Genomic DNA, 12216 nt, shown 5'->3' with positions numbered 1-12216 from the left:
CCGTCAAACCGAGCAACGGGCACATCCTGGCGGTCGCCAACCACCGCAAGGACGGCTACAACGCGGCGATGACGGGCAACCGGGCGCCCGGCTCCACGATGAAGATCGTGACGGCCGCGATGCTGCTGGACCGCGGCATGGTGGCGGCGGACAAGCCCGCGGAGTGCCCGAAGGAGGTGACGTGGGACCGCAAGTTCCACAACCTGAAGAACTTCGACCTCCCGCCCGGCACCAACTTCGCGACCTCGTTCGCCCGTTCCTGCAACACCGCCTTCATCAAGCAGATCAAGCCCGTCGACGACGACTCCGCGCTGCCGGAGGAGGCCACGGAGGTCTTCGGCATCGGGCTGGACTGGAAGACGGGCGTCAAGTCCACCGACGGCAAGGTCCCGGCGGCGACGGGCGCGGCCGCGGCCGCCGCGTACATCGGGCAGGGCCAGATCACCATGAACCCGCTGAACGTCGCGTCCATCACCGCGACCGCCCGCACCGGTGTGTTCCGCCAGCCCCTGCTGGTCTCGCCGGAGCTCGACGGCCGGACGATCGCGACGGCGCAGCGCCGGATGAAGCCCACGGTGCATCAGCAGCTGGTCTCGATGATGAAGCTGACGGCGAACGCCGGCACCGCCAAGGAGGCGATGTCCTCGGTCCGCGGCTCGGACAAGGGCGCGAAGACCGGCTCCGCTGAGGTCGACGGCGCGGGCAGCCCCGACAGCTGGTTCACCGGCTTCAGCGGCGACGTGGCCGCGGCGGCGATGGTCGAGGCCGGCGGCCACGGCGGCGACGCGGCGGGCCCGATCGTCGCCGCGGTCCTGAACGCAGGCTGACCGCTGGCTGCGCCGCACCATCCGGCACGGCCGCACCTGCCGGCCCGGCCGCACCAGCCCCGCCCCGCCCCGCCCCGCCCCGCCGCACCCTCCAGCCCCGCCGGCGCTTGAGGCGATCCTCCAGCCCCGCCGGCGCTTGTGGGCGGGGGTCCGGGGGCGGGGGTCCGGGGGCAGCGCCCCGGCAACGGCGCCGCACCGGCGCTCGACGGACCGGCTAGGCCAACGCCGCACGCACGGCCCGGATCAGCGCCTGCGCCCGCGGGTCGGCCGTGACCGACTTGGCCAGCGCATTGGTGACGTAGCCGAAGCCGATGCCCGCCTCCGGGTCCGCGAAGCCCAGGGATCCGCCGCGGCCCGGATGCCCGAAGGAGGCGGGCGAGAGCAGCGGCGAGGCCGGCCCGTGCAGCATGTAGCCGGGGCCGAAGCGGGTGTTGACCACCAGCACCCGGTCGGGCCCGGCCGAGAACTCCCGCGCCGCCAGCGCCGTGGTGGCCGGCGTGAAGATCCGCGCGCCGTCTTCCACCACGCCGATCGTGGCCCCGTAGAAGCGGGCCAGGGCGCGGGCCGTGCCGATGCCGTTCGAGGCCGGGAGCTCGGCGGCCCGGTAGGCCGGGGAGTTCTCGTCGGGCAGCGGGTCGATGGCGGCGAAGGCGCGGCGGGTGAGGGAGTCCGGGTCGGCGTAGGCCTCGGAAACGTTGCGCCGCGGCCGGGTCCTGAGCAGGCCCGCGCCCTGCGGCGGCTCGACGGGGGCCACCCGGCCCACCCGGTGCGTCTCGGTCTCCGGCAGGCCGATCCAGAAGTCCACGCCCAGCGGCTCGGCTATCTCCTCCGCCAGGACGGAGCCCAGCGTGCGACCGGTCGCCCGCAGCACCAGCTCGGACAGCAGCCAGCTGTAGGTCTGCGCGTGGTAGCCGTGCCCGGTGCCCGGTTCCCAGAAGGGCTGCTGCGCGGCGACCGCGTGGGCTCCGGACACCCCGTCGCCGGCCTCGGCGGCGGACAGCCCCCGGTCCAGCGCCGGCAGGCCCGCGCGGTGGGCGAGCAGGTCGCGGACCAGGGTCTTCTCCTTGCCGCCCGCCTTGAACTCCGGCCAGTACGAGCCGACCGGCGCGTCCAGGTCGAGCAGCCCGCGCTGGTGCAGCAGCAGCGGCACGGCCGCGGCCACGCCCTTGGTCGCGGAGCGGACGATCTGCGCGGTGTCCTCGGTCCAGGGCTCGGCGCCGTCGGCGTCCTCGGTTGCGTGGGCACCCTCGGCTCCGTAGGCGCTGTCGGTGCCGTCGGTGCCGTCGGCGTCCTTGGTGCCGCCCCAGAGGTCGACGACCTTGCGGCCGTCCCGGTACACGGCCACGGCCGCACCCCGGTCGCCGAGCACCTCGAAATTGCGCAGGAACGCGTCCTTGACGGGCTCGAAGCCCTCCGCCACCACACCCTGGATGTTCACGAGCAATCCAACAACCTGCTTCCGGCTCTTATGCCACCGTGACCGAACGCGGGTCGAAGCCGAAGGGGAGCTCCAGCCGGTGCGCCCGCATCAGCTTCTCGTCGCACAGCAGCTCCTGCGTACGCCCGTCGGCCGCGATCACGCCCTCGCTGAGGATCACCGAGCGCGAGCACAGTTCCAGCGCGTACGGCAGGTCGTGCGTCACCATGAGCACCGTCACGTCGAGCGAGCGCAGGATGTCGGCGAGCTCGCGGCGCGAGGCCGGGTCCAGGTTGGACGAGGGCTCGTCAAGGACGAGGATCTCGGGCCGCATGGCCAGGACGGTCGCCACCGCGACCCGGCGGCGCTGCCCGAAGGACAGGTGGTGCGGCGGCCGGTCGGCGAAGTCCGCCATCCCCACCTGCTCCAGGGCGTCCCGGACCCGCTCCGCAAGCGCTGCGCCCCGCATTCCGGCCGCCGCCGGCCCGAAGGCCACGTCCTCCCGCACGGTCGGCATGAACAGCTGGTCGTCCGGGTCCTGGAAGACGATCCCGACCCGGCGCCGGATCTCGGCGAGGTTGCGCTTCTCCACCGGCAGCCCGGCCACGGTCACCGAGCCCACTCCGCCGTCGAGGATGCCGTTGAGGTGCAGCACCAGCGTGGTCTTGCCGGCGCCGTTGGGGCCGAGCAGGGCGACCCGCTCACCGCGCCCGACGGTCAGGTCCACCCCGAACAGGGCCTGGTGGCCGTCGGGGTAGGCGTAGGCGAGGCCGGAGACTTCCAGGGAAGGGGAGAGGTTCACAGCGTCCATCCCATCAGACAGACGGCGAGCGCCGTCACCGGGAGCACGGAGGCGTACGCCCACTGGGCGCGCGTGGCCGCGACGTCGTCGAGCACCGGCATGGACCCGGCGTAGCCGCGGCTGACCATCGCGAGGTAAACCCGCTCGCCGCGCTCGTAGGAGCGGATGAACAGGGCGCCGGCGGTCTTGGCCAGCACCCCCCACTGCCGGATCCCGCGGGCCTCGAATCCGCGCGAGCGGCGGGCGATGGACATCCGGCGCAGCTCGTCGGTGATCACATCGCCGTACCGGATCATGAAGGAGGCGATCTGTACGAGCAGCGGCGGCAGCTTCAGCCGCTGCAGGCCCAGCAGCAGGGCCCGCAGCTCGGTCGTCGAGGCGAGCAGGACGGACGCGGCCACGCCGAGCGTTCCCTTGGCGAGGACGTTCCAGGCGCCCCACAGGCCGGAGACGCTGAGCGACATGCCGAGCACCTCCACCTGCTCGCCCTCGGCGACGAAGGGCATGAGCACGGCGAAGGCGACGAACGGGACCTCGATCAGCAGCCGCCGCAGCAGGAAGCCGGCCGGGATCCGGGCCACGGCCGCGGCCGCCGCGATCAGGACCGCATACAGGGCGAAGGCCCACATCGCCTCGCGCGGGGTGGACACGACGACCACGACGAAGGCGAAGGTCGCGGCGAGCTTGCAGTGCGGCGGCAGCTCGTGGACCGGCGAGTGGCCGTGCCGGTAGAGCTTGTGGGCGTGGCCGGCCCCCATGTCAGCCCGCCGAGGCAGAGGTGGGGACGGAGGTGGCCGTCAGCTCGCCGCTCCGGCGGCGCCGCACGGCCCAGAAGATCCCTGTGCCGGCGACGACGGTCACACCGACGCCGACGACCCCGGCGAGGCCGCCGGACAGGCGGGCGTCGTCGACGTCCTTGACGCTGTAGTCGGCGAGCGGGGAGTCGGCGGCGGCATGGTCTTCGGCCTTCCCGTCGAAGCCCTCGTCGGCGGCGACCTTCTCCAGGCCGTCGGGGCTGGCGGAGGCGTAGAAGGAGACGAAGCCCGCGAGGACGAGCGCGGTGACCAGGCCGGTCGCCCACACCTTCCGGGTGGAACCGGTACCGGTACCGGCGGCGGCGGGCGCGGCGGCGGCCGGCGCGTCCACGAGTACGCCGTCGACGCGCAGCTTCAGCGGCGCCTTCAGCCCGCGGGCCGCGTGCACCAGGTCGGGCCGTACGGCGATCACGGCGCCCACGGTGGCCGCGGTGATGGCGGCCTCGCCGATGCCGATGAGCACGTGCACGCCGACCATGGCGGTGAGCACCTTGCCGAGGGGCACGTCGGTGGTGCCGCCGACGGCGAAGAGGGCGGTGAAGGCGGCGGCCGAGGCGGGCACCGAGAGCAGGGCCCCGGCGAAGGCGGCCGCGGTCACCGAGCTGCGGGTGGGCGGCAGGAGCCAGAGCAGCCCGCGGAAGACCGCGTAGGCGACGACGACGGTGACGACGCCCATGACGGTGATGTTCACGCCGAGGGCGGTCAGCCCGCCGTCGGCGAAGAGGATGCCCTGCATGAGCAGGACGACGGACACGCACAGCACGCCGGTGTAGGGGCCGACGAGTATCGCGGCGAGCGCCCCGCCCAGCAGGTGGCCGCTGGTGCCGGCGGCGACCGGGAAGTTCAGCATCTGGACGGCGAAGATGAAGGCGGCGACGAGGCCGGCGAGCGGCGCGGTGCGCTCGTCGAGTTCCCGTCGCGCGCCGCGGAGGCTGACGGCCACGGCTGCGGCGGCCGCCACTCCGGCGGCCACCGACACGGGTGCGTTGATGAATCCGTCGGGCACATGCATGGAGTGGCTCCGCTTCCTACGCAGTCTTTAACCGTTCAAGAGTAGTGCCCAATTGCGAATCGTTGGCAAGAGCGGCGGTTTCACAAAGAGAAGCGTGCGCTTTCGTGGGAATGTGCGAGGCTGGAGGGCAAACGGACGGATATATTCCGATTCGAGGAGTCTTGTCGATGTCAGCGACTGCCGAGAATCCCGCAGTGACCGCGACCGCCGTCGAGGAGAGGGTCCGCGCCCGTGTGATCACGGACGACCCGCTCTACCGGACGATCCCCGTCGCCCTCCGCTTCGCCCCGGCCGAGCCGCTGGCCGTTCGGATCGTCTTCCCCGCCGGCTTGTCCCCCGAGGGCACCGACAACGAGTGGGTCTTCCCGCGCGCCCTGCTGGAGGCCGGCCTCCAGGTCCCGACGGGGACCGGGGACGTGCGGATCTGGCCCTGCGGCCGCGTCCAGGCGATCGTCGAGTTCCACTCCCCCGACGGCGTCGCCGTGGTCCAGTTCGACATCGCCGCGCTGCGCCGCTTCCTGCGCCGTACGTACGCCCCTGCCGCGCCGGCCACCCGTTAGGCGTAAACGGCCCGGCCCCGTACCGCCTGATCATCAGGTGGTACGGGGCCGGGCCGTCGTGACGGCCGTACGGGACGGACGACGGGTCAGGCGTTGACCAGCTCGCGGTCCTTGTCCGGGCCTTCCGGGGAGCCGGACAGGTGCTTGCGCAGGCTCTCGCCCTCCACGTCCACGTTCGGCAGGATCCGGTCCAGCCACTTGGGCAGCCACCAGGCCTTGTGCCCGAGCAGTGCGAGCACCGCCGGGACGATGGCCATGCGGACCACGAAGGCGTCGAAGAAGACGGCGACGGCCAGACCGAAGCCGATCATCTTTACCATCTGGTCGCTGGCGCCCAGGAAGCCGGCGAAGACGGCGATCATGATGACGGCCGCGGCCACGACGACTCGGGCGCTGTACTGGAAGCCGGTCACCACCGCCTGGCCCGGGCGCTCGCCGTGGACGTACGCCTCACGCATGCGGGTGACGAGGAAGACCTCGTAGTCCATGGCCAGACCGAAGACGACGCCCACCATGAAGATCGGCATCATCGACATGATCGGACCGGTCTGCTCCACCCCGAAGACCGAGCCGAGCCAGCCCCACTGGAAGACCGCGACGACCGCGCCGAGGGCGGCGACGACCGAGAGCAGGAAGCCGAGGGCCGCCTTGAGCGGAACCAGGATCGAGCGGAAGACCAGCATCAGCAGCAGGAAGGCCAGGCCGACGACGAGCGCGAGGTAGGGCAGCAGCGCGTCGTTCATCTTCTGCGAGAAGTCGATGTTCATCGCGGTGGCGCCGGTGACGAGGACGTCGTCCCCGCTGCCGTCGCGGATCTCGTGGACCAGCGCCTCCGTCTGCATGGAGGACGGGCGGTCCTTCGGGACGACCGTGATGATCGAGGCGTCGCCGGCCTCGTTGGGGGTGGGCGGGGTGACCGCGACCACGCCCTCCAGGCCCTTGATCCGCTCGACGGTGGAGTCCGCGAGCGCCTTGTCCCCGTCCACGACGACCATCAGCGGGCCGTTGAAGCCCGGGCCGAAGCCGTCGGACAGCAGGTCGTACGCCTGGCGCTGGCTGGTGGACACCGGCTGGGCGCCGTCGTCCGGCAGGCCCATCTCCAGCTTGCTCGCCGGGACGGCGATGACGCCGAGGCCGATGACACCGGCCAGCAGCACCATGACCGGGCGCCGCAGGACGAAGCGGGCCCAGCGGGTGCCGCCGTTGGCCTTCTTCTCGGAGGCGCCGGAGGAGCTGTTGCGCGCGCCCTTGCCGAACAGCTTGCTCTTCTCACCCGCCGGCAGGACCTTCCTGCCCGCGAAGCCGAGGATGGCCGGGACCAGGGTCAGCGCGACGAGCACGGCGATGACCACGGTGCCCGCGGCCGCGAGGCCCATCTTGGTCAGCATCGGGATGTTGACGACGGCCAGGCCCACGAGGGCGATGACCACGGTCAGACCGGCGAAGACGACGGCGGAGCCGGCGGTTCCGGCGGCCCGGCCCGCGGCCTCGTCGCGCTCACGGCCCTCGGCGAGCTCCGCGCGGTAGCGGGAGACGATGAAGAGGGCGTAGTCGATTCCGACCGCGAGGCCGATCATCGTCGCGAGGGTGGCGGTGGTGTTGCCGAGGTCCAGCACATTGGCGAGCGCGGTGATGGAGGAGACGCCGATGCCCACGCCGATCAGCGCGGTCAGCAGCGGCAGGCCGGCCGCGATCAGCGAGCCGAAGGTGATCACGAGGACGATCGCGGCGACCAGGATGCCGATGATCTCACCGGAGCCGGTCTCCGGGGCCACCATCAGCGCGTCGCCGCCGATCTGGACGTTCAGGCCCGCCGCCTTGGCCTCCTTGCCGGAGTCCTTGAGCGCGTCGCGGGTGGCGTCCTTCAGCTCCATGCCGCTGACGTCGTACTTGGCGCTGATGTAGGCGGTGGAGCCGTCCTGGCTCACGGCCTGGGCCTCGTACGGGTTGGCCACGGAGGAGATCTGCTCCGCGCCCGGGCCGGACTTCAGCCCGGCGACGATCTTCTCGACCTCCGCCTTGGGGCCGGGGTCCGTGACCTTGACGCCCTCGGGGGCCTTGATGACGATGCGGGCGGTGGCGCCGTCGGCGGCCATCCCCGGGAACTTCTTGTCCAGCACGTCGAAGGCCCTCTGGGCCTCCGTGCCGGGTATCGAGAACGAGCCGGAGGTGGGGGCGGCCGCCGTCGCCGCGCCGAAGACGGCGGCGAACAGCAGTCCCACCCAGAGGAGGGCGACGAGCCCGCGGCGCCGGAAGGCGCCCCTGCCGAGTCGGTAAAGGAAGGTTGCCACGTCGGTGGTTCTCCCGTTCAGGTCGTGGGATGGATCCGGATGGATCAGGGCGTGGTGAGCCGGCCCGACGACGAGAGCGGCGTGTCAGGAGCAGCAGGAGGCAGTGCAGGGGACGGGGAGGATCAGACGCCGAGGGCGGGGAAGACCACGGCGTAGATGAAGTCACCGAGGAAGGCCCGGTCCACCGAGCGGTCCTCGATCAGCGGAAGCGCGATGAACGCCCCGATGAGCATGTGCGGTACGAAATCCAGGGCCGGGCACCCCGGGTTGATCTCGCCCCGGTCCACCGCGCGCTGCAGCATCACCTGCAGTCCGGTGATCTCCGGGTCGACCAGCAGGTCCCGCAGGGCCTTGTGGAGCTCCGGGCTCTCGTGGACGGCATGGGCCAGACCCCGCAGCAGTGCGGTGTCCTTGGCCATCTGCGCGTCATCCGAGAGCTCCACCATGCGCGCGAAGTCGCCGCGCAGGCTGCCCGTGTCGATTTCCCGCAGCGAGACGGGCTGCGTGCATCGCAGGGCCTTGGCGACCAGCTCCGGCTTGCTCCCCCACTGGCGGTAGAGGGTGGCCTTGCTGGACTTCGTACGGGCGGCGACCGCGTCCATGGTCAGCGCCTCGTAGCCGACGTCACGCAGGAGGTCGAGGACCGCCTCGTGCAGTTCGGCCTGTCGTTCGGGCGTGATCCGGCTGCGCCGGGCCGCCATCGCCTCGGTCATGTCCGTGCCTCCCGCCCCTGACGCGCGTTTATCGAAACGAAAGCGTTCCGTACGCTTCCACCATACCCCCGCACCCAACGAAACGAAACCGTTCCGTTTCTTTCGAGGCCGTGGTGTGGATCACCTGTACGAGTTGCCAGGGCCTCCTCACACGGAAAGCATTGGGGGGTGAGTCACGACGTCGCGTACCTACGGTTCCCGCACCTGCACGACGACCTTCTGTGCTTCGCCACCGAGGACGACCTATGGGTCGCCCCGCTGGTCCCCGACGACCGAACCCCCGGCCGGGCCTGGCGGATCACCGTCGACCGGACCCGGGTCAGCCATCCGCGGTTCTCCCCCGACGGCAGACACATCGCCTTCACCACCTGGCGCAGCCTCGATCCGGAGATCCACCTCGTTTCCGTCGACGGCGGCCCCGCCCGACGGCTGAGCTACTGGGGCGCCACCGACACCCGCGTCTGCGGCTGGACCCCGCCCGACGAGGACGGCCGCAGCGACATCCTGGCCGTCTCCTCGCACAACCAGCCCTTCTCGTACTTCGCCTGGGCCTACAGCCTTCCCACCGACGGCAGCCCCGGCGGCCGCCTGCCCTGGGGGCCGGTCTCCGACATCCAGATGCACGCCGAGGAGGGCGGCGAGCGGCGCACCCTGCTGCTCACCGGCAAGCCCCCGCACGAGCCCGCCGCCTGGAAGCGCTACCGCGGCGGCGCCACCGGCCGGCTGTGGCTGCACGGCAAGCAGCTGCTGGAGCACATCGAGGGGCACCTCGACGCACCGATGTTCGTCGGCGGGCGGATCGCCTTCCTCTCGGACCACGAGGGCATCGGCAACCTGTACTCCTGCCTGCCCGACGGCACCGACCTGCGCCGCCACACCGACCACGAGGAGTTCTACGCCCGGCACGCCTCCAGCGACGGCTCCCGCGTCGTCTACCAGTGCGCCGGAGACCTGTGGCTCGTCGAGTCGCTCGCCCCCGACGCCGTCCCCCGCAAGCTCAAGGTCCGGCTGGGCGGCCCCCGCGCAGGCCGGCGGACCTACCAGGTGCCGGCCGCCAGCCACGTCGACTCGCTCTCCGTGGACACCACCGGGCGGGCCAGCGCGGTCGTGGTGCGCGGCAGCCTGTACTGGCTGACCCACCGGGACGGCCCGGCCCGGGCCATCGCCGACACCCCGGGCGTGCGGGTGCGGCTGCCGGAGATGCTCGGCAGCGGCGGGCAGGTCGCCTACGTCACCGACGCCGAGGGCGAGGACGCGATCGAGATCGCCTACCTGCCGCGGGCCTCCGGGGAACGCCGGCCCCGCCGGCTGGCCTCCGGTCAGCTGGGGCGCGTGACCGAGCTGCTGTCGGACCCGGACGGGGAGCGGCTCGCCATCGCCTCCAACGACGGACGGCTGCTGCTCCTCGACGCCACCGAGGAGTCCAACGGCGAGGTCAGCGAGCTGATCCGGTCCATCAACGGACCCGTCACCGACCTGGCCTTCTCCCCCGACGGCGTCTGGCTGACCTGGTCGCATCCGGGCGTCGGGCGTTCGCTGCGGCAGATCAAGATGGCCCGGATCTCCGGCCCCGGAGCACGGACCGTCGTCGACGTCACCAACGGCCGCTTCGAGGACGAGAGTCCGGTCTTCACCCGGGACGGGCGCTACCTGGCCTTCCTGTCGTGGCGCGGTTTCGACCCCGTCTACGACGTGCACACCGGCGACCTGTCCTTCCCGCTGGGCTGCCGCCCGTACCTGGTACCGCTGTCCTCCGCGACCCCCTCCCCCTTCGCCCTCTCCGCCGAGGGGCGGCCCGCGGCGGGCGGACTGGACCCGGTGGAAGGCGAGTCGGGCGACGGCGACGGCGCCGTGACGGTGGAGGTGGAGGGGCTGGAGAGCCGGGTCACCCCCTTCCCGGTGACCGCGTCCAAGTACTCGGCCCTGTACCCGGTGCACGGCGGCGGACTGGTCTGGCTGCGCTGGCCGATCTCGGGCGCGCTCGGCGAGACCTTCGCCAACCCGGCCGACATCAGCGGCAAGCCGACGCTGGAGCACTTCGACCTCACCAAGGCCCGCAAGACCGAACTGGCCTCGGGACTGGACTGGTTCGCGGTCAGCGGCGACGGCACCCGGCTCGTCCTCAACGACGACGGCGACCTGCGCGCCGTCCCGGCGACGGAGTCGGGCGACAGCGACTCGACCGTCTACCTGGACCTGCGGCGCATCCTGCACGAGGTGGACCCGGCGGCCGAGTGGCGTCAGGCCTTCGAGGAGGCCGGGCGGATCATCCGCGCGTACTTCTGGGAGCCGAAGATGTGCGGCATCGACTGGGACGGGGTGCTGAGCCAGTACCGCCCCCTGGTCGAACGGGTCGCCTCCCCCGACGAGTTCGCCGACCTGCTGCGCGAGGTCCTCGGCGAGCTGGGCACCTCGCACGCCTACGTCTCCGCCGCGCGCCGCAACGAAGGCCCCCCGCACTACCAGCGCGCGATCGGCCTGCTCGGCGCCAACCTGTTCCCCCGGGACGGGGAATGGGTCGTCAGCCGGATCCTGCCCGGCGAGTCCTCGGACTCCAAGGCCCGCTCCCCGCTGGCGGGCATCGGCATCCGGGAGGGTGCGGTGCTCACCCATGTGGACGGGCGGCCGGTGGACCCGGTGACCGGCCCCTATCCGCTGCTGTCGGCGGCGGGCGGCACCACGGTGGAGCTGACCTTCCAGCCCGCGGAGGGCGAGGGCCGCTCCCGGCGGGTCGCCATCGTGCCGCTGATCGACGAACGGCCGCTGCGCTACCAGGACTGGGTGTCCAAGCGGCGCGAGGCGGTCCGGGAGATCAGCGGCGGCCGGTGCGGCTACCTCCACATCCCCGACATGGGCGGCTCGGGCTGGGCGCAGTTCAACCGCGACCTGCGCATGGAGATGTCCCGGCCCGCGCTGATCGTGGACGTGCGCGGCAACGCGGGCGGCCACATCAGCGAGCTGGTGGTGGAGAAGCTGACCCGCTCCATCCTCGGCTGGGACCTGACCCGTAACGCCCAGCCGGTCTCGTACGCCTCCAACGCGCCCCGCGGTCCGATCGTGGCGCTGGCCGACGAGGCGACCTCCTCGGACGGTGACATGATCACCGCGGCCTTCAAACTGCTGGGACTGGGCCCGGTGGTGGGCCTGCGCACCTGGGGCGGAGTGGTCGGCATGACCGGCCGGCACACCCTCGGCGACGGCACGGTGATCACGGTGCCGATGAACGCGGCCTGGTTCCCCGAGTACGGCTGGTCGGTGGAGAACCACGGCGTGGAACCGGACCTCGAGATCCAGCGCACCCCGCTCGACTGGGCGGAGGGACGGCACGCGCAGCTCGACGACGCCGTGCACCTGGCGCTGGAACTGCTGGAACAGGATCCGGCCGCGGTGCCGCCCGGCTACACGGACGTACCGGACCGGCGCCGTCCGAAGCTGCCGCCGAGGGAGTGAGGGCGGGGGCAAGCGGAAGGGGCGCGATCCCCGGGGGATCGCGCCCCTTCACACGTTCACGTCACACGGACCGCGGGAACCGCAGGTCGCTCAGACGTCCCAGTTCTCGCCGGCCTGCTCGCGCGCCCGGTCCGTCTGCTCCTGGGTCTTGGGCTTCGCCCTCTCCTGGAGCCTGGCCGTGCGCTCGGCCTGCTCGTCCTTCGCGGTCTTCGCGCCCTTGGCACCCTTGGCGCCGTTCTGCGCCCGGTCCCTGAGCTCGCCGGCCTTCTCCTGGAACTGGTCCTTGATACCCATGCTGTTCCCTCCATGAGGGTGGTTGGTGGTCGGCC

General features: G+C 72.1%; 10 protein-coding genes. 3 read left to right on the top strand and 7 right to left on the bottom strand.

The genetic code is table 11. The features are described 5' to 3' along the window. The coding region (locus ACWGIF_RS18215) for a penicillin-binding transpeptidase domain-containing protein (RefSeq protein WP_453498232.1) at positions 1-827 on the top strand (827 nt) is incomplete at its 5' end. Positions 828-1041: 214 nt separating this feature from the next. Here ACWGIF_RS18215 and ACWGIF_RS18210 read toward each other — a convergent pair. The 4 genes from ACWGIF_RS18210 to ACWGIF_RS18195 are packed head-to-tail and all read right to left on the bottom strand — an operon-like array spanning position 1042 to position 4873. Next, positions 1042-2271 (bottom strand): serine hydrolase domain-containing protein, encoded by a 1230-nt coding sequence (locus ACWGIF_RS18210; protein WP_453498229.1) that lies wholly within the window; start codon positions 2269-2271, stop codon positions 1042-1044. A 22-nt stretch (positions 2272-2293) separates the two neighbouring features. After that, positions 2294-3055, bottom strand: a complete 762-nt coding sequence (locus tag ACWGIF_RS18205) for an energy-coupling factor ABC transporter ATP-binding protein (RefSeq protein ID WP_453498226.1) — start codon at positions 3053-3055, stop codon at positions 2294-2296. Further along, on the bottom strand, positions 3043-3804 hold the full coding sequence (gene cbiQ, locus ACWGIF_RS18200) for a cobalt ECF transporter T component CbiQ (RefSeq protein WP_453498224.1): 762 nt from the start codon (positions 3802-3804) through the stop codon (positions 3043-3045). The genes ACWGIF_RS18205 and cbiQ overlap by 13 nt, the downstream gene beginning before the upstream one ends. 1 nt (position 3805) lies before the next feature. Continuing rightward, complete coding sequence (locus ACWGIF_RS18195; RefSeq protein WP_453498221.1) at positions 3806-4873, bottom strand: energy-coupling factor ABC transporter permease; 1068 nt, start codon at positions 4871-4873, stop codon at positions 3806-3808. Positions 4874-5040: 167 nt separating this feature from the next. Between ACWGIF_RS18195 and ACWGIF_RS18190 the strand changes: the two genes are divergently transcribed. Next, positions 5041-5433: an SsgA family sporulation/cell division regulator gene (locus tag ACWGIF_RS18190; RefSeq protein WP_453498218.1), complete on the top strand. Its 393-nt coding sequence runs from the start codon at positions 5041-5043 to the stop codon at positions 5431-5433. An 86-nt stretch (positions 5434-5519) separates the two neighbouring features. Here the strand turns inward: ACWGIF_RS18190 and ACWGIF_RS18185 are convergent, their stop codons facing one another. Together ACWGIF_RS18185 and ACWGIF_RS18180 are read right to left on the bottom strand one after the other, a co-directional pair. After that, complete coding sequence (locus ACWGIF_RS18185; RefSeq protein ID WP_453498215.1) at positions 5520-7724, bottom strand: MMPL family transporter; 2205 nt, start codon at positions 7722-7724, stop codon at positions 5520-5522. Between the two features lie 122 nt (positions 7725-7846). Then, positions 7847-8437, bottom strand: a complete 591-nt coding sequence (locus tag ACWGIF_RS18180; protein WP_453498212.1) for a TetR/AcrR family transcriptional regulator — start codon at positions 8435-8437, stop codon at positions 7847-7849. 168 nt (positions 8438-8605) lie between these two features. Here ACWGIF_RS18180 and ACWGIF_RS18175 point away from each other — a divergent pair, with 168 nt between their 5' ends. Continuing rightward, on the top strand, positions 8606-11887 hold the full coding sequence (locus ACWGIF_RS18175) for a S41 family peptidase (RefSeq protein WP_453498209.1): 3282 nt from the start codon (positions 8606-8608) through the stop codon (positions 11885-11887). A gap of 90 nt (positions 11888-11977) precedes the next feature. On the opposite strand, the gene ACWGIF_RS18170 is transcribed toward ACWGIF_RS18175, so the two are convergent. Further along, a complete protein-coding gene (locus ACWGIF_RS18170) occupies positions 11978-12181 on the bottom strand; it encodes a hypothetical protein (protein ID WP_453498206.1) in 204 nt (67 codons plus the stop codon). Positions 12182-12216 lie beyond the last annotated feature (35 nt).

The organism is Streptomyces sp. NPDC054849 (assembly GCF_053610945.1).
This window is presented reverse-complemented; position numbering and strand designations above follow the sequence as displayed.